The sequence below is a fragment of the Paenibacillus sp. R-74696 genome (genome assembly GCF_055814915.1).
On the sequence record NZ_JBPULM010000046.1, the window covers coordinates 170,281 to 187,500 of the forward strand.

The 17,220-nt window shown below is 45.2% G+C and carries 17 protein-coding genes; 1 reads left to right on the forward strand and 16 read right to left on the reverse strand.

All coding sequences use genetic code 11. The annotated features are described in order from the left end of the window. Window positions 1-5: 5 nt before the first annotated feature. The 7 genes from ACSR9A_RS25320 to ACSR9A_RS25350 all read right to left on the reverse strand — a co-directional run bounded on the left by ACSR9A_RS25320 (window position 6) and on the right by ACSR9A_RS25350 (window position 7,985). Window positions 6-830: a carbohydrate ABC transporter permease gene (locus ACSR9A_RS25320; protein ID WP_341278877.1), complete on the reverse strand. Its 825-nt coding sequence runs from the start codon at window positions 828-830 to the stop codon at window positions 6-8. Then, entirely contained in the window at window positions 830-1,711 is an 882-nt protein-coding gene (locus ACSR9A_RS25325) for a carbohydrate ABC transporter permease (protein WP_473760523.1), read from the reverse strand. The genes ACSR9A_RS25320 and ACSR9A_RS25325 overlap by 1 nt, the downstream gene beginning before the upstream one ends. A gap of 109 nt (window positions 1,712-1,820) precedes the next feature. Beyond that, window positions 1,821-3,176, reverse strand: a complete 1,356-nt coding sequence (locus tag ACSR9A_RS25330) for an ABC transporter substrate-binding protein (protein ID WP_473760525.1) — start codon at window positions 3,174-3,176, stop codon at window positions 1,821-1,823. A 230-nt stretch (window positions 3,177-3,406) separates the two neighbouring features. After that, window positions 3,407-4,414: a LacI family DNA-binding transcriptional regulator gene (locus ACSR9A_RS25335; protein ID WP_473760527.1), complete on the reverse strand. Its 1,008-nt coding sequence runs from the start codon at window positions 4,412-4,414 to the stop codon at window positions 3,407-3,409. Window positions 4,415-4,582: 168 nt separating this feature from the next. Next, window positions 4,583-5,527, reverse strand: coding sequence for an alpha/beta hydrolase (locus tag ACSR9A_RS25340; RefSeq protein ID WP_473760530.1), 945 nt, complete (start codon window positions 5,525-5,527; stop codon window positions 4,583-4,585). A gap of 26 nt (window positions 5,528-5,553) precedes the next feature. Next, window positions 5,554-6,531, reverse strand: a complete 978-nt coding sequence (locus ACSR9A_RS25345) for a LacI family DNA-binding transcriptional regulator (protein WP_473760533.1) — start codon at window positions 6,529-6,531, stop codon at window positions 5,554-5,556. Between the two features lie 329 nt (window positions 6,532-6,860). Further along, window positions 6,861-7,985, reverse strand: a complete 1,125-nt coding sequence (locus tag ACSR9A_RS25350) for an NADH:flavin oxidoreductase (RefSeq protein WP_473760535.1) — start codon at window positions 7,983-7,985, stop codon at window positions 6,861-6,863. A 374-nt stretch (window positions 7,986-8,359) separates the two neighbouring features. On the opposite strand from ACSR9A_RS25350, the gene ACSR9A_RS25355 reads away from it, so the two are divergent. Continuing rightward, on the forward strand, window positions 8,360-8,956 hold the full coding sequence (locus ACSR9A_RS25355) for a TetR/AcrR family transcriptional regulator (RefSeq protein ID WP_473760538.1): 597 nt from the start codon (window positions 8,360-8,362) through the stop codon (window positions 8,954-8,956). A gap of 17 nt (window positions 8,957-8,973) precedes the next feature. On the opposite strand, the gene ACSR9A_RS25360 is transcribed toward ACSR9A_RS25355, so the two are convergent. The 9 genes from ACSR9A_RS25360 to ACSR9A_RS25400 form a co-directional block, all read right to left on the reverse strand. Continuing rightward, window positions 8,974-9,924 (reverse strand): metallophosphoesterase, encoded by a 951-nt coding sequence (locus tag ACSR9A_RS25360; protein WP_473760540.1) that lies wholly within the window; start codon window positions 9,922-9,924, stop codon window positions 8,974-8,976. 127 nt (window positions 9,925-10,051) lie between these two features. Then, on the reverse strand, window positions 10,052-11,806 hold the full coding sequence (locus ACSR9A_RS25365) for a methyl-accepting chemotaxis protein (protein WP_473760542.1): 1,755 nt from the start codon (window positions 11,804-11,806) through the stop codon (window positions 10,052-10,054). Window positions 11,807-12,004: 198 nt separating this feature from the next. Next, window positions 12,005-12,412 carry a hypothetical protein gene (locus tag ACSR9A_RS25370; protein ID WP_473760544.1) on the reverse strand — a complete coding sequence of 136 codons (408 nt, stop codon included), beginning with the start codon at window positions 12,410-12,412 and terminating at the stop codon, window positions 12,005-12,007. Window positions 12,413-12,892: 480 nt separating this feature from the next. Further along, window positions 12,893-13,315 carry a hypothetical protein gene (locus ACSR9A_RS25375; RefSeq protein ID WP_473760546.1) on the reverse strand — a complete coding sequence of 141 codons (423 nt, stop codon included), beginning with the start codon at window positions 13,313-13,315 and terminating at the stop codon, window positions 12,893-12,895. Window positions 13,316-13,361: 46 nt separating this feature from the next. Then, complete coding sequence (locus ACSR9A_RS25380) at window positions 13,362-13,691, reverse strand: low molecular weight protein tyrosine phosphatase family protein (RefSeq protein ID WP_473760548.1); 330 nt, start codon at window positions 13,689-13,691, stop codon at window positions 13,362-13,364. Between the two features lies 1 nt (window position 13,692). Continuing rightward, a complete protein-coding gene (locus ACSR9A_RS25385; protein ID WP_341278888.1) occupies window positions 13,693-13,986 on the reverse strand; it encodes an antibiotic biosynthesis monooxygenase family protein in 294 nt (97 codons plus the stop codon). A 40-nt stretch (window positions 13,987-14,026) separates the two neighbouring features. Beyond that, window positions 14,027-14,209 (reverse strand): hypothetical protein, encoded by a 183-nt coding sequence (locus tag ACSR9A_RS25390; RefSeq protein WP_341278889.1) that lies wholly within the window; start codon window positions 14,207-14,209, stop codon window positions 14,027-14,029. 51 nt (window positions 14,210-14,260) lie between these two features. Continuing rightward, the gene (locus ACSR9A_RS25395) at window positions 14,261-15,043 is read right to left on the reverse strand and encodes a glycerophosphodiester phosphodiesterase (RefSeq protein WP_473760550.1); all 783 of its coding nucleotides are present in this window, start codon (window positions 15,041-15,043) and stop codon (window positions 14,261-14,263) included. A 530-nt stretch (window positions 15,044-15,573) separates the two neighbouring features. Then, window positions 15,574-17,214, reverse strand: coding sequence for an ABC transporter substrate-binding protein (locus ACSR9A_RS25400; RefSeq protein WP_473760552.1), 1,641 nt, complete (start codon window positions 17,212-17,214; stop codon window positions 15,574-15,576). Window positions 17,215-17,220: the final 6 nt, after the last annotated feature.

The window sequence follows — 17,220 nt, forward strand, 5'->3', positions numbered from 1 at the left end:
GTGCTTTATTTCAGAGCTCCCTCAGTAATTCCCCTAATGATTTGTTTTTGGAGCAAAAGATAAAGAATCAGTACTGGAATAATCGTCATGATTAACCCTGCCATTAATGGGGAAAAATCGACGGAATAGGTTGAGAAAAATCCATAGTTCGAAAGAGGCAATGTCCTCATAGATGGCGATTGCAAAATTAAACTAGGCAACAAATAGTCATTCCAAATCCAAAGTGTGTCTAGAACAATAAGAGTGACCATTACCGGTTTCAACAACGGAACAACAATTTGAAAAAAAGTTCTTAATCTTGAGCTTCCGTCGATGAAAGCTGACTCCTCAAGCTCAAGCGGCACGCCTTTCATAAAACCATGGAAAGTAAATACCGCAAACGGAACACCGAATCCCAAATACATAAAGAGCAGACTTCCTTGTGAATTCAGAAGACCAAGCTCCCCATAGATCAAAACAAGAGGAATCATCAATGCCTGAAAGGGAAGTGTCATAGAGGCAAGCATGGCAAAGAATAATATAGAATTAGCCTTCCATTTAAAACGGACGAACATATAGCCTGTCATGGACGAAAAGAAAATAATAATAAATACACTACTAATCGTAATGATACTGGAATTTAAAAATCCGGTCATAAAGTCCATATCATCAATGGCTTTAATGTAATTATCGAAATTAAATTGCTTGGGCCACGACAATGGATTTTCTACAAATTGTTGAGTGGTTTTAAAAGTATTCAATATCACCAGTAAAAATGGCAATAAAAACAACAATAATACGAGATATAGAAGGATTGTTTTTAAAAATGCTAATGGTTTAGGACTCCGCATTACGCTTCGACCTCCAATTTCTTCAGAAAGTACGCTTGGGTCAAAGCAATAACAGCCACAACGACGAATAATACAACGGCTTCAGACTGGCCCACCCCATATTCATTTGAAAGAAAAGCTTTTTGGACAACATGATAAGAAGACAATTCTGTTGAATTAAAGGGCCCGCCTTTGGTTAAAGCCAAATTAAGATCGTAAGTCAAAAAAGAACGTGAAATGGAGATGAAAATACAAATCACAATCGCCGGCGCAGAAAGCGGCAAAATGATTTTACGAATTTTATTAAATCCATTTGCTCCGTCGATGCCAGCAGCTTCTAAAACATCAACCGGGACACTCATAAGTCCAGAAATATAAATAATCATGAGGTATCCGATTAATTGCCATGCCGAAACGATAACCAATGCCCAAAATGCTTTGTTCGTATCGGTCAGCCAAGAGGTTTCAAATAGAGCCCAGCCGTACTTTTGGCCTAAATAAGGTAAAACCTGAGAAAATAGAAGCTGCCACAAGTAGCCAAGCACTAGACCACCAATAAGATTAGGTGTAAAAAAACCTGTCCGGAGTAATTGCTGTCCTTTAAATCCACTAGTTAAAGCAAATGCAAGAAAAAATGCAGCAACATTGGCGATAACAACGGTAAAAAGCACATATTTCAAGGTAAACCATAATTGAGTGAGGAAAGTCTTATCTTGAAATACCTCCACGTAATTTGCTAAACCTAGAAATGTATGATCCCCGCTCCGCACATCCCAGTTTGTAAACGTGAGATAAAGCCCGAATAGAAAGGGGATCAGAACAACAGCAAAAAAGGCAAATACAGACGGACCCCCAAAGATTAAAAAGGTGCCTGTATTATGAAGAAATTTCTTGTTTGTCATAGCCATTACATCCTCTTATCATTTAATTGGTAAATTCAACTTCAGATCAGAGAAGGGGATCAGCATAAACGCTTCACCCCTTTGATCTGTCAGGATTGATACGTATTCATTATTTCCCAGCGGTTGATTTCCAATAATCCTGCACTTCTTTTGTAAGTCCTGCCCGATCGATTTTATCCACTAAATACTTTTGCATAGAAGCTCCGGTTTTCGACCACCAGTCCGAAGGGAAATAATTGATAACCCCGATATTAACCGTTTTACCTTCAGCCACATATTTCGAAATCGCACTAGACATCGGGTTTGAGCTTTCCACCTTGCGATCTTTATACGGCATAGCAAGACCGGCTTCACCGATAATTGCTTTTTGGCTCGCTTCGCTTGTAATCATCCATTCAATAAAAGCTTTAGCCGCTTCCTGCTGCTCTGGTGTTGAACCCGAATTATCAATGGCAAACAATTTAGGCTCCGTGTAAGCCACTTGCGAATTTCCAAAATCAGCAGCATTATCGCTGATAGGAACGGGAAGTATGCCGAAATCCTTATCACGTCCTTCAAGAGGTCCAATAACAGCCCATGACCAATCTCCCATGAAATAAAAGGCTGCTTCGCCCTTCGCAAAATCAGCACTATCTTTATTGTAGTCGGCAACTAATGGATCAGCTTTTCTTGCATTGTATTTTTTCAACAGGTCGAATGTATCCATCAAACCGCTGTATGCTTGATTCGTCGACAAATCGACAGTGCCTTGCTTAAGCTCTTCTACAAATTTACGGTTTTCCTCCACATTGTTGGATTGCAGCGAATAGGCCAATCCTTGATAGTGAGCAGCTAAGGACCAATCTGCGCCGTGGATGATGACCGGAGCTTTACCAGCAGCCTCAATTTTTTTGAATAAAGCCTCAAGATCACTTCTTGTTGCAATCGTTGACGGATCGAAAGAGCTGCCGATCACTTCATCAATAACGCGTTTGTTGTATAGCAATCCATATCCTTGAGCCGTATAAGGTACGCCGATGAATTTGCCGTCAAGCAATGCGCCATCTATAGCACCTGGCAGAGCAAGATTTTCATACTTTGCTTTCTCCGACTCTAGATCAAGGAATTTATCTTTATATTGATGAATCGTTCCCGCATCGAGGTTAGCGATCGTTGCCGGCTTGCCAGAAGCTAAAAGGGATTGAAATTTTTGAAGCTGCTCTCCGCCAATTGCTGTGGGGATCAGTTCGATGGTTACATTTGGATGCTCCTGCTTGTAGACTTTAAAAAGATTTTCAAAAACCGTATTTATTTCAGCCGAGGTGTTAAAAAAAGTGAGCTTCACTTCCTTAGACGACTGGGATGAGTTTGACCCGCTGGACGCTTCTGGATCATTACTAGTGCTGTTATTTTTAGAACATGCTGCTAATAACGAAAACACTAACGCCATACAAACACCTAAAATTATTACCTTGGATCTTTTCATTGTTACTCCCCCATAATTAGTGTTTTGAAAGCGTAATCAACTCACTTTCAATTTATATGTTAACCGTTTGACATACGGTATGTCAAGCGGTTGACATATAAATTATTATTGTACAGTTATTATCTCTCTATGCGGCAGAAAATATTCTCGACAGAAGACAAATACGGACTATGCGGATGAAGTTTCTGAGCATGAAAAAGGGGACTTGCTCATCGCTCATCCCCACCTTGCTAGGTCGTCCCTCTTTCTACTAAAGAGACCCCCAGCATATAATCTTTCTTCACCGTCTCACCGTTAATTTGCTGAATAATAATTTCTACCGATTGTTTGGCCATTTCCTCAATCGGTTGCTTCACAGTTGTTACTCTAGGCATAATTAAGGAGGCTAGAACCACGTCATCATAACCAATAATCTTGATATCGTCAGGAATTTTCTTATTCAGCTTTAAACACGCTTGAATGACATAGGCGGCAATGACATCGCTTGTTGCAAATATGCCATCAACATCCTTATTTTCTTGCAAAAAACGAATAAGATGTTCTACACCATTATCGATATCCGTATAATCATTGATTTCCAAGTAAAAGTTCAAAATCTCGATGTTTCTTTCCTTGCACTCAGCTGAAAATCCTTCATATCTAAGTCCTGAAAATATGCTTTTATTATTTAATAAGTCACGATTGTAGCCTTTTATGCCTCCATATATAAATGCCAGCTTTCGGCATCCCTTATCAAGCAATAATTTTGCCACCAGTCCCCCGCCAGTCTTATTGTCAGAGGTCACCAAAGGAACATGCTCAGCAATATTTCTGTCAAATGATACTAAAGGCAATTTCAATTGCAAATAATCATCCGTCTCTAACAGCATACTCCCCATGATGATGCCATCCACTTGATTTTTTTTCAACATATCAATATATTGTTTTTCTTTTGTCCTGTCATTTTGCGAGTTGCACAATAATAATTTATAACCATTTTGAAATGCATAATATTCAATATATTGCGTTAATTCACTGAAAAATGGGTGAGCAATCTCTGGAATAATAAGCCCAATCAAATTCGACTTTTTCCTGAACAATGACCGCGCAAGTTCATTCGGTTGATAGTTCAGCTCCTCCATAACCTGGTAGACTCTTTCGCGTGTAGTACTGCTTATGTAACCTCGATTATTAAGAATGCGAGACACAGTAGTGACTGAAACACCCGCTTTTTTAGCCACATCATCTATTTTAGGCATCAGGTTCCCTCCCTTATGGTTTATACAGTATAACAGGAATACTCCTCCCGCATCCATTTTTGAATACCTATAAGAAATCATTTTTTCCAGCATTATACTCATTCGTAAATATAAAAAACGGCTGCGAAAGCAACCGTTTTTTTGAAGTTTAACATAATTAACCAGCAATCAATCTCGCATTTTCTGCGGATTTAATGCTCTATTTAAAGCTTCTACGTAGCCTTTACTCGCCCGCCTACTGACTTCCGCTTGCGGTGCAGCTAATTCGAAAGCGTGGAAGCAGCCGGGATACATTTGAAACTCTACTTCTACACCAGCTTGAGCCAACCGTGCCACATATTCAATGGTTTCATCCCGGAAAGGATCTAATTGTCCAACACATGTATACGTAGGCGGCAGCCCTTCATAGCTTTCTGCACGGGAAGGAGCTGCATAGGGGGAAATGGTGCCGGAGACATGTTCACCTAAATACAAGCTCCAAGCTGCCCTATTATTATCACGATTCCAAACCGAACGGTTTGTGGTCATTTCATGACTGGAGGCCGTTGAATTACGATCATCAATCATCGGATACAAGGGCATTTGAAAAGAGATAGCAGGTCCACCTTGATCACGAGCCATTAAAGAAAGGGCCGCCGTTAAACCACCGCCCGCACTAGCCCCAGCGACGGCCATTCTTGTTAAATCTATGTTTAATTCACTTGCAGAAGCCATCCACTTTAGTGCGGCATAGCAGTCGTCTATCGCCGCAGGATAAGGGTGCTCAGGTGCAAGACGATAATCAACGGACACGACGACACAACGGGTGTCCAAAACAAATCTTTCGCACAAAGCATCATCTGAGTCTGGATGCCCAAGAACATACCCCCCGCCATGAATCCATAATAATGCAGGCAAGGCTGTGCCCGTTCTATTGACAGGTTCATAAATCTTTAGCAGCAAATTTGAGGATGGGCCAGAAATCATTTGAGTTCTCGTTGCCACATGAGGTGATTTCTCTATCTCTGGTATGGGGAGGCTTCGAAAAAGCTGCAAATCATTTGGCAAGTCCAATGGTGGAAGCTGCTCTAACGTTGCTCGAAGCTCCGGTAATATTCTGCTTTTGAAATTCATATTCATCCTCCTGATTAAATGAGCCTTTAGGTTGTTTCTCTCTCTATCAATTCAATTGGCAATATATTTTCCTGTGATACAGCTTCGCCTTGAATCTGGCCCATGATGAGTCTCACAGCCATTTTGCCAATTTCCTTCGTTGGCTGTTTAATCGTTGTAATAGCGGGAGTTATAAGTTTTCCTAATTGAATACCATCGTACCCTACAATTTTTACATCCTGAGGAACGGACTTGCCTAGTCGATGGCATTCTTTCAATACCTGAGCAGCGATGATGTCACTGCTGGCGAATACCCCGTCTATATCTGGATTTTCTAAAAACATTTTGGTGACCAGCTGATCATATTCATCATAATCAAAGCCATTCAAATCGGTTTGTAAAACGATATGCTCAATGCCCTTGTTTGTAATCACTTTCTTAAACGCATCATGTCTCAATTTTGCCAGAAGATTAAGATGGAGATTTCCGCTGATGTGTGCAATTTTTTTGCAGCCTTTTTTTATCAGCAAATTTGTAGCCAGCTCTCCACCCTTATAATTATCGGATGAAATATAGGGAATCGTATTCGCGATTTGACGATCCAAGGTCACCATTGGCAGCTTGATGGAAGTGTATTCTTTGATGTCCATCGTATGGCTGCCCATAATAATTCCATCTACCTGGCTGGCCTTCAGCATATTAATGTACTCTTTTTCTTTGACCATGTTTAATTGCGAATTACAGAGCAATATTTTGTATCCGTTCTTGTCAGCATAATATTCGATATGATTGGTCACTTCCCCGAAGAACGGGTGTGAGACGTCTGGAATAATAAGACCGATAATATTGGATTTCTTCAGAATCAAGGATCGGGCAACTTGATTGGGTTGATAGTTCAACTCATCCATTGCTTCCTGCACTCTTTTCTTAAGCTTTCCGCTGATATATCCCCTATTGTTCAGCACTCTAGAAACAGAAGTGACGCTCACCCCTACTTTCTCCGCGATATCTTTAATCGTCGACATTGGGCTTCCTCCAAACGTTATCCAGCAATCCTGCCGAATCTATAGCCTTTACTTCCGAGTTTTCCAGCAAATATACATCGAACTGATCATTTCTCACCTTTTATTGCATACATATGTACCCCTAGTATATGGTTGGCATTTCCGCATGTCAAGCGGTTGACATACGCTGTAAAGCTAACAGTGTTCCGCTTGCTTTTCCATAAAAAAGCAGCCTATCCTCAACCAAGGATAGGCTGCTTTTGCTCTTTTAGATTCATCATCCGCCTTACGTTTACTATGAAAGCGGTAAGGTAGATTAGCATAACATTCGCCTAGTAAGTATCCCTATCTTAAACCAAAGTAGCTAACACTTCTGGTTTGAAAGCTTGCAGCTCATTCAGTCGGCCTTCGCGTATTTTCGCAGCCCATTCCGGATCGCCCAAGAGCGCTCGTCCAACGGCTACAAGATCAAATTCATCGTTGTCCAGCTGCTCCAGTAAAGCATCAATATCCGTATGACCTGCCCCTTTGCCTTCTGTGTAAAGCGACACATAATCCGTATCTAGCCCAACAGAACCAACGGTAATCGTCGTTTTGCCCGTCAGCTTCTTCACCCATCCGGCAAATGTAAGCTCAGAGCCTTCGAATTCAGGCTCCCAGAAGCGGCGCGTCGAGCAATGAAAAATGTCCACTCCCGCTTGTACCAATGCGTTCAGCAATTGCTCCAGATGCTCCGGCGTATCAACCAACTTCGCCGTATAATCGTTCATTTTCCATTGCGATATGCGGATCGCAATCGGGTAATCGGGGCCAACTGCTGCCCGGATAGCCTGGATAATATCAACGGCAAATTGCGTGCGCTTCAACCTATTGCCGCCGTAACGATCTGTCCGCACATTCGTCTGCTCCCATAAAAATTGATCAATGAGATAACCGTGGGCGCCGTGCAGCTCAATACCGTCAAAACCAATTTTTTGCGCGTTCAATGCTGCATCGACATAGTTCTGAATGACGTTAGTGATTTCTTCTTCTGTCATAGGCTCGCCCACTTTATTGCCATCCAGATCAAGTCCCGATGGACTGATCGACAACACATCCGGATTGGGCTGGGAGCCTGCAGGACGTGCGATGCCCATATGCCAAATTTGCGGAAAAATTTTTCCGCCAGCTTCATGGACTTGTCTAACCACTTCCGTCCAACCGTTTAAAGCAGCTTCCCCATAAATATGCGGAAGAGTTGGCTCACTCGTCGCAGCCGGATGGTTAATAACGGTACCTTCGGTCACGATAAGTCCAACACCATTTTCTGCGCGGCGACGGTAATAGGCAGCGACATCAGGTCCTGGCACACCATTTGGTGAAAAACCACGTGACATCGGCGCCATTACAATACGAGTCGGTATAGTTAAATTATGAATCGTATAAGGTTGAAATAAGGCTTTAGTTAAATGAGTTTCCGGCTGTTTAATGCTCAAGGGTAACGCCTCCTCTATTTTAGCTGATTGTTATCTGTTGCTTTGCGGTCGCGACTTGTGCATATAATTGCCCTTCATTGCACGCAATCATATGGGGTACGAGTGAAATATTAACAAGGTTTGTGGCCTCATTCAACCGACAGATTGCTCGATTTGTTGCTTAAGCGAGGCGAGAAAAAAATTGTCGCCCTTCAAGGTGAAACGGCTTTCGCAGTCCTTTGGCGGCGCGGCTCGTTTCATTCCGAGAAATATAAGCCCATTTACAAGTACGAAACTTATAAATTCTTATATTTCAAAAATTTTCTGGCTGGTTAAACAACACATGTTTATAATAGGAGAATACCTTTGAATGATGAAAGAGGAGTGTTTTGAGGATGTCCGGTGTTTTTGCTCCAAACCCAAATGATCCGCGTGTCATTCGAACACGCCAATTAATTTTAGATGCTTTCATGTGGCAATTAAATCATATGGACTTTCACACGATGACCATTGTGGACATTACAAAAAAAGCGACGATTAATCGCGCGACGTTTTATGCCCATTTTACAGACAAATATGCCTTGCTTGAAGCTTTATTAGCGGATGCCTTTATGGAGTATGTCCTTAAGCGGGTTGATGCCGAGGCGCGTTTGACGGAGGAAACGGTTCAGAAGCTTATTTTTTCATTATGCGATTACCATGAATCCAGCAATTCATGCCTCAAGAAATATGATTCAGTCGCACCTATTATTGAGAAAAATATAAAAAAGCAATTGGAGGATTTTATTCTTCAACTGCTGATACATGGCAATCCCTATAAGGATCAACAAACGCTGGAGCATGCTGCCACCTTGTTAAGCTGGTCGATTTATGGCACAACCTATCAATGGAACCAGGAAGGCAGACAGGTACCTCCATCCGCCTTAGCCAGCAAAATCGTTCCATTAATCATCGGTGGGATTTCTCAATTACATGAAGTAAAAGAGCTATAATCACTCACCGACGGGCACTAGCTTACAGCTGACAGCTTCACAACTACAATATTAGGGCGATTGAACAGGCGTTGGGGAACGACACTGTTGCCAAGTCCTCTGCTGACCAGCATAAACGCGACCCCGTTTACATATTGGCCTGCATCGTACACGGGCAGAAACCCCTGTCCCGGAGCGATGAGTCCGCCAATGAACGGCAGCCTGACTTGTCCGCCATGGGCATGTCCCGAGAAGGTCAGATCCATTCCAGCACGAACATAGACGTCAAACAGTTCGGGACGATGGGAGAGCAGTATCGTGTAAAGCCCATCATCGGATTGCTTTCCCGTCTCCGCTTTTGTAGTGGCACCCGCATTCTCTTTCCCGGCTATGTTATCAAAGTCTTCAATAGCTGTTTGAATATTTTGCTCCGCCGCCTCCGCATCACTTCCGCCATACGCTGAAAATTTGGGATCGTCGATGCCTAGCAATCGGATTTCCCCAGCTCCAGCCGCTGTCCCATCATCAGTTCCATTATTATTTAGCACGGGAATGCTTGCCGCTTCATTCCGCAGGACATGAACGCCCAGCTCCAGCAGCTTTTTCTCCAGCTCCGGGTAACGCGCGTAAGCATATTCATGATTGCCCGTCACATAATAAACAGGGGCCAGCTTCACGATTTCTGCCATTAGCTCAAGGCTTTCCGCCTCGCCTCCACGCCTGCTATCAATTAAATCGCCTGTAACGACGATAAGGTTTGGCTGCTGTTTTTCCACCTTGCGAACGAGCCGCGTCTGATTATCGCCAAATCTTTTGCCATGCACATCGGACAGCTGCACAATCGTAAAATCTTTCAGCCCCTGCGGCAGCTTCGACGATGAAAGCTGAAATGACGACACCGTCAAAGCATTATTTTGAAAATAAAGAAAAATGACGATAGCAGCTGCTGCAGCTAGGAATATCCCTGCTCTTTTTAACGGCTTGCGCATAAGCTCCTCCTCTTCTTGCTGTTCCTCTATGATTTCCTGCTCTTTCCTCTTGTCTATTATACCTGTTTCTATTTCCGAATAAAAATAAGCGGGACGCCCGGATGCGCCCCGCTCTTATTCTATTGCCTTATACGTTAACCTTCTTTACGGCTTCGCTCATCTCATGTGTCTGCTGCCGAAGCAGACTCGACGTTTGAGCCACCTTCTGGAACATGACCGACTGCTCGCTGGTCAAACGGTAAATCTCATCGGAGCGTTCCGAAACGCCCGATGCAATATGCGCAATCGCATGGACGGACGCCGCAGCTTCCTCAGAACCTGCTGTCATCTCCTCAGCCGATGCCGATACTTCTTGAATACGCTGCGTCACGATGCGGAAGGCATCCACCACATGGGTAAAAGCCTGCTCCGCTTCCGCCGTAATGACTACGCCTTGGCCAATTTCTTGCGCGGTAACGCCCATCTTCGTGCCGATTTGCTGGGACTCCTGCTGGATGCCGAGCAGCAAATCCGATATCATCTGCACCGATAGGCTTGAAGCTTCCGCCAGCTTGCGCACTTCATCGGCCACAACAGCGAAGCCTTTGCCATGCTCGCCTGCATGGGCCGCTTCAATCGAGGCATTCAGCGCCAGCAGCTTCGTCTGGGTGGCAAAATCCCGAACCGCTTGCAGCGCCCCGCCAATTTCCTGTGAGTAGCCGCTCAGCACTTCCACCATCGCAGCTACATCTCCGGCTACTACGGAAATGTTCTCCATCTGGTTTTTCATCTCTGTCATGCTTTGCTTGCCGGATTGTGCTGTAGCCAAAGCGCTTGTTGCCGCATCTGAAACTGCAGTAGAAGACTCGGATACGCTGGTAATTCCTTTAGCGATTTCCTCCATCGCATTCGCGCTGTCTCCTGCGCCTTGCTTCTGCGTATGCGCACCCTGCCGAATATGCTGTACGGAATGATCAACCGTCTTGCTCATGACGAGCATTTCCTCCGCATTGCGGCTGAATTGCTCCGTCGAATCTACTAATATATCCGTCGTTGCCGCCACACCTGCAACCATATCGCTAATGATTTTATTCAAATTGCCGGACATATGAATCATCGCTTTAAACGTGCTGCCGATTTCATCCTCGCTTCTGAGATGATACGCCGTCAAAATCTGATTGGCCTGCGCCAGCTCGCCATGCGCCATTTTATCGACACTGGCCTTCAATACTTTGAGCGGTCTGAGTCCCTTCACAACGAAGCGCGATACGATCGCTATGCCCGCAATCGTAATGAACAGCAGCAGCGCATAAAAGGGAATGCTCGACTTAATAATATCCGATTCAATATCGCCTATAACCGATACAGCCGTATCAATGCCGATGACACCAATTAAAGCACCATTGCTGTCGGCAATTGGAGCATACGAGGAAATATATTTTCCGTATTCCTCATTATCAATAATTTGTGAGCTCGCCGTTTTCCCTTGCAGCAGCGCCTGGACTGCTTCACTAGGCATATCCGTCACTTCATTAATCGGCGATGCCTTATCGACATCCTTCATGCCGTCTACCATAATAAGCGGCGTGCCCTTGTCATCAATTTTCACGAAATACACATACATGGCGCCAATGCGCACCCGAAAATCATCGAGCTCATCACGTATGGTCAAAAATAAATCATTTTCCTTCGGCTCTTTGGCAAACTCAGCATAAGTAGCTGTATCCAGCTGGTTGACGTAGCTTTGAGCAATCTGGATGTTATAGCTGGAAATGGCCTCCTGTGCAGCTGACTTCATGTTTGCCAACTGCAGCAATACGCTGCCGGCAGAAATAATAACAATGACTAGCGTAACTACCGCAACAATGCGCGCCACTAAACGTTTCCTGAAAAATCCGATCATTCGATCCTCTTCCTCCCGCATCAAACCCAGCCTTTTTTACTAGTCCGCTACCCAAATCTAACATGCTTCAAGCACTATGTATGGTGAAAATATTAAACGAATATGTCGAAATTCGCAAGAAATTATTGGTCCAGCACGGCAATCGCTTACGAAATGAGAACGGAATGCAACGTCCATTTTTCGAAGCAGCTGCTTTAGCTACGTTTCTTTAATTATAGCAACAATTCCCCTTATAAATGGCGTTATCGCAAAAACATTTTCAATATCATCCTCATCAAGTTTTGCCCAATTATAAATGGTATTTATATGAATATTTATATCCCTTATTAGATAATATTTTATGAGCTCGGCCATATTTTCCTCAGCCTTGTTTCCCGAAATGGCATCGTTATATGATTCAATAATAACAATCATTAAAGCAAATTTTTCTTCGAGGTTTAAGTCCATGTTTTCATATGCATGCAGGAATTCACCGACTCTAGTGGAATCAGCAACCTCGTATTCCCAGTCTTGTGTGAATTCACCTGGGGATGGCAGCTTGATTTTCTCTACAAGCCCCTCCACAGCGCTTCGTGTAACATATTTGGGATGTCTATTGTCCATCATTTAGTGCCACCTCTATAGATTCATATTTAAAATGAACTCCGATATTTTTTCTATCTATATACTAATACAGACTTGATGGACACAGCAGACGCTATTTCAACAAAATCACCGGTTTTGACGCAGTATGCGGACTCAGGCGCAGCTAATGTGCTGCCGATCACCATTTTGACGGGATGGGGAGGGCCATAACGGATTTCCTGTCCGCATACGGCCTTAAATTGGCCCAAAAGCCACAATAGCGGAACCTCAGTCCGCCAAACAAGGAGGGTTAACACTAGTGGTGTAGCTAGCTCTAGCTGTATCGTCCCAGCAACAATCGCATACGGCGGCTTCCTGAGCCTTGAATTGTTTCGTTGCCATTAGCCTCGAATAAGAGTTAAGCAAGGTGCAGCATGCCGACTCTAGTATACTCTTACAGCCAAGAAAAACGGCGGAGCCCCAAAGCCCCGCCGTCTACCTCTACGTCTACCTCTTCCTTGCTTACGCCTTCTCCACCTTAAAAACGAACTTCCATTTAGCGACGTTGCCGGAGTATCGGCCTCTGTTTTCCACGACCTCCACATCTAGCGTATGCTTCTTGCTCGCCGCCACCGTTGAAGCCTTGAAAGACTTGGTAGCCGTACCCACATCAGGAATTTTGTCCTGCTCGATTGCCGTCGCCTCCAGCTTCACAAGCTCGCTTGGCTTTAGCGTCAGCTTAATGCTGTCTCCAGCGGCTACGCTCTTGCCATTGATCAAGACCTGCGTCTCCCACTCATTCCCCACAGAATCGTTCGACACCAAATCCTCGCTGACGAAGGTGACCTTAATCGTCACCGTCTTCACCGCTGCTGCAAGCGGCTGCACTGCGATTGCCGCAAGTAGCGTAACCAACAGCAGCATGCGCAAGCTTTTGAACAACATACTGGAATACCTCCGCTATTTATTCGTCATTTTTCCTTTTATGCCATTATTCCATAGGCATATATTCTATAACGGCAGCTTGCAGCAGTTGTATAAGGTCTGCATTCATATATTCGTATTCATCGGGAATGTGGAGGCAAATGACCCGCTTCTCGCTTAACGCATGTGGAAACTTCTCCTGCATACGGCGTAAATGCTTTTTCTCCATGACAAAAATAACATCAGCCCAGCCGATGTGGCCTTCGGTCACTCGCACTCTAGCCTGCGGCTCCGTTCCGGCAGAACGCACCTCATGTCCATCAACACCGTTCAGCACCGTTTCAGCCGTCAAGCTGCGCCATTTGTTCCGGCTGCAAATAAATAATAGCTTGCTCATCCTACAGCTCGATGCTCGTGTAATGCTCCACGACCGGAAACGGATCATAATAATGATGCAGCAGCCGCTTCCACTCCTCATATTCCGCGGAACCGCGGAAGCCCTCGGTATGATCCTCCAGCGTCTCCCATTTCACGAGTAACAGGTATTTATTTTGCCCCTCCAGGCAGCGCTGCAGCTCATGATGCACGTAGCCTTTCATGCTGGAAATAATGTGTGAAGCTTCCTTGAAGCTGGCCTCGAACGAATCTGCGAGTCCCGCCTTAACCTGTAAAATAGCAACTTCCAAAATCATAATTGCACGGCCCTCCCGCTGTGTATTCAAACTGCTATGATTATGCTGCCGAAACAAATTGAACGATGCCAATGGACATCAGCATTAATAACAAGACAACAACAAAACCGATGGCGAATTTCAGTCCGCCAGGCAAGCCTTGCCGTTTTCCGTGCTCCTGCTCCAGCTTCTCCAGCCGCAGCTTAATTTCATCCAGCTCTCTTTCCTTGTTCTCCTCCATCATGCGCCACCTCTTCCTCTCATAGGTATCCTTATTCTACCACAATAGGAATCTCTAATTTCCACCTTGCTTATCAAGCAGCTGCTTTAATCGACCGGGAAAATCCGTAATAATGCCGTCAACCTGCCTATCTATCAAGGATAGAAAATCTTGCTCTTCATTCACGGTATAAGGATAAACCGCGATTTTTGCCTTAGCCGCTTCTGCCGTATCCTCGGCGTCAATGCCGCTGTAATGTGGATGCAGCGAAAATACTTCGCAGCCCATCAGCCCGGCATAAGCCGCTGGCGCAATTAATGCCGCCCCATAAAGCAGACCGATCCGCAGCTCAGGCATCCGTGCCTTCAGCCGTGCCAGCAGCTTATGATCGAAGGAGGAAACAACCGTGCGCTCCATACGTCCGGGCTGCTGCAAAAAAACGTCCAGCGCTTCATCCAACGCGCCATTATAGGAGTCCTTCGCTTCCACATTAATTTCAATAGGCTTGGGAAGCAGCGCATAAACCTCCTCCAGCAGCGGTGCTCGTTGTCCGCGAAACGCTTCGGCAAATTTGCTGCCCGCATCCGCCTTGCTAATCGCCTCATAACTCATGCTCCGAATCAGGCCGGTCTGCGTCGTCGTCCGGTCCAGCGTCGCATCATGGCAAACGACCAGCTTATCATCGGCTGAAAGATGAATGTCCAGCTCGACCATATCACAGCCTTGATCGGCAGCTAATTGGAAGGAAGCGAGCGTATTTTCCGGAGCTTCGCCCGCTGCTCCCCGATGCCCGATAATAAGCGGGCGCTTCGCCTGTTTTTTGTTCTCTCCAGCTTCTCCTGCTTGCTGCTTATTCATCCTACCACTATCCTCTCTACCACGTATTTGTGCATATATAAGCATTTATAAGCTTCGTACTTAACATCGGCTTATCTTTCACCCGCGAAACGGTAGCTTTGCCGCCAAAGAACGGCGACAGCCGTTTCACCTTGAAATATAGGAAAGTATGATTTCTCCATCCTTTCTCTATATTTCTCGGACTGAAACGCGCTGCGCCACCAAAGAACGGCGACAGCCGTTTCACCTTGAAATATAGGAAAGTATGATTTCTCCATCCTTTCTCTATATTTCTCGGACTGAAACGCGCTGCGCCGCCAGAGGACGGCGACAGCCGTTTCACCTTGCTATTATAGCAAATGATAGCCGCACTCGATCATGCTGCCGCGCAAATTACCGAGAAAATTGCTGCCTATAATAAAACAACAGCTAAATAGTAGCTATGGCTGGCATTAAAAAGGGGCTGCATCTGCGCTTAAGCGCGGCGATGCAGCCCCTTTCATTTTTTTATGCGGGACTGTCAGCCTTCGCCCGTTTTTTCCCGCTCTAAATTACATGCCGCCATTGTCGAGATAGGCCTGCATTTGCTTCTTGAGCTCTTCACGGATGGTGTCCAGTCCGAGTGCGCGAAGCTCCTTGTTCAATTTCTCGGCGGATTGCTTCCAGTTAGGGTCGAGCCCATGCCTGAAAATTTGCACCGCTTGGTCAAACTTCGGCTGCACCTTGGCAATTTCTGTTTTGACCGAATCGGAATTGAAGGTAAAGCCCGAGAGCGGGATACGGAAATAGCTGTCATTGCTGCCTTGATAGTTTAAGTAGTCGAGCGTAAGCGCATCATTATCTGAGCCTACGCGGGACAAAATCGGATTCCAAGTCAATTCATATTTAGGGAAGATGTAATTCGTTGATCCTTCTGTCAGGCTGTATTGCTTCTCGCCGTCCGCTTTCCAGTGGGTTCCCTCGATGCCAAGCTCGAACAAATCATGATTTTCTTGGCTGGCAAAAATCCAGTCGATAAATTTCATCGTGCGGTCTGGGTCCTGTGCCGTAATGGGAATGACCAGATCGTTCCATGCTTTATAATCCGTAGGAATGCAGCCCGCCTTTTTGTCTGCCGCACAGGACAAGTAAACGAAAGGCTCAACGTCTGCACCAGGAACCGCCTTCTGCAGCTCTTGTCTGACACTTGGAATATCATTAATCGTGCCTTCAAACGACGCGGCTTTTCCCGCCTTGAACAGCGCGATTGCATCCTTCTCGCTAAGCGAATCCTTCTGGACATAGGTATTGAATGCAACGTACTTGTCATAGGCCTGATAAATATGATCTGGGTTGTTGAATGGCTCCGGGAAGCTCGCATATTCGGACGCAGGATCACCGATTGTCGTTACGCCAACAACGGTTTTGCCATCCTCGGACAACGCCACGTTAAAGTCTGCGCCTGTTCCCGTAATGCCAAGTCCGTTGACCGCCCAGTTGGCGCCGCGGAACGTCTGTGAATTCGTTTCGACCTCGAACATTTTGAAGAAGCCGCGCGCTCCTTTAAGCGCAAGGGGAATCATGCTGCCTTCATTTTTTCTGACATTGTCCAAATAGACCTTGTAATCGTCGTAGCTTGCAATCGGGTCCATGCCATATTTTTCACGCAGGTCTTTACGAACCATAACCGCTTCAATATCGGTGTAATATTGCGTGAGCGGAATGGCATAAATATGGCCATCTATTTTATTGCTGGCGAGAAACTCCTCTGAGAAAGCAGCTTTCAGGCCAGGGTAGTCGTCATTATTAAAATATTTATCCAGCTCGGTATAAAGCCCTTGGCTGACATGCTGGCTCAGGTTCTGCCACGGCGCGTCGAAAGCCAGATCGACCTGCTCGCCGGTAGACATTTTCAGCTTCATCTTCTGCTTATGGTCGTCACCTGTGTTAAATTCGAATTCAAGCTTCGTATTTAGAGTGTCCTTCGTTCTGCTTTCGAACTCTGTCAGCACGCTCCCTAAATCCGTCGGCTTGTCACCGAACAGCATAACCTTTAAAGTAATCGGTTTCAAAGAAGCTCCTGTCGAAGCCCCTCCATCCTCTGCTGAGCTAGATGCCGCCGGTGAATTCGTGCCACCACTGTTGCTTGAGCAAGCTGCTGCCAAAGCGACAATGGTCAGTATTAGGAAAAATGAATTAAATACCTTTTTCATTTCTTT

Coding starts and splice junctions, on each gene's coding strand:
- ACSR9A_RS25320 (WP_341278877.1), bottom strand. CDS start 830: ATGCGGAGTCCTAAACCATTAGCATTTTTAAAAACAATCCTTCTATAT.
- ACSR9A_RS25325 (WP_473760523.1), bottom strand. CDS start 1,711: ATGACAAACAAGAAATTTCTTCATAATACAGGCACCTTTTTAATCTTT.
- ACSR9A_RS25330 (WP_473760525.1), bottom strand. CDS start 3,176: ATGAAAAGATCCAAGGTAATAATTTTAGGTGTTTGTATGGCGTTAGTG.
- ACSR9A_RS25335 (WP_473760527.1), bottom strand. CDS start 4,414: ATGCCTAAAATAGATGATGTGGCTAAAAAAGCGGGTGTTTCAGTCACT.
- ACSR9A_RS25340 (WP_473760530.1), bottom strand. CDS start 5,527: ATGAATTTCAAAAGCAGAATATTACCGGAGCTTCGAGCAACGTTAGAG.
- ACSR9A_RS25345 (WP_473760533.1), bottom strand. CDS start 6,531: ATGTCGACGATTAAAGATATCGCGGAGAAAGTAGGGGTGAGCGTCACT.
- ACSR9A_RS25355 (WP_473760538.1), top strand. CDS start 8,360: ATGTCCGGTGTTTTTGCTCCAAACCCAAATGATCCGCGTGTCATTCGA.
- ACSR9A_RS25360 (WP_473760540.1), bottom strand. CDS start 9,924: ATGCGCAAGCCGTTAAAAAGAGCAGGGATATTCCTAGCTGCAGCAGCT.
- ACSR9A_RS25365 (WP_473760542.1), bottom strand. CDS start 11,806: ATGATCGGATTTTTCAGGAAACGTTTAGTGGCGCGCATTGTTGCGGTA.
- ACSR9A_RS25370 (WP_473760544.1), bottom strand. CDS start 12,412: ATGATGGACAATAGACATCCCAAATATGTTACACGAAGCGCTGTGGAG.
- ACSR9A_RS25375 (WP_473760546.1), bottom strand. CDS start 13,315: ATGTTGTTCAAAAGCTTGCGCATGCTGCTGTTGGTTACGCTACTTGCG.
- ACSR9A_RS25380 (WP_473760548.1), bottom strand. CDS start 13,691: ATGAGCAAGCTATTATTTATTTGCAGCCGGAACAAATGGCGCAGCTTG.
- ACSR9A_RS25385 (WP_341278888.1), bottom strand. CDS start 13,986: ATGATTTTGGAAGTTGCTATTTTACAGGTTAAGGCGGGACTCGCAGAT.
- ACSR9A_RS25390 (WP_341278889.1), bottom strand. CDS start 14,209: ATGATGGAGGAGAACAAGGAAAGAGAGCTGGATGAAATTAAGCTGCGG.
- ACSR9A_RS25395 (WP_473760550.1), bottom strand. CDS start 15,043: ATGAATAAGCAGCAAGCAGGAGAAGCTGGAGAGAACAAAAAACAGGCG.
- ACSR9A_RS25400 (WP_473760552.1), bottom strand. CDS start 17,214: ATGAAAAAGGTATTTAATTCATTTTTCCTAATACTGACCATTGTCGCT.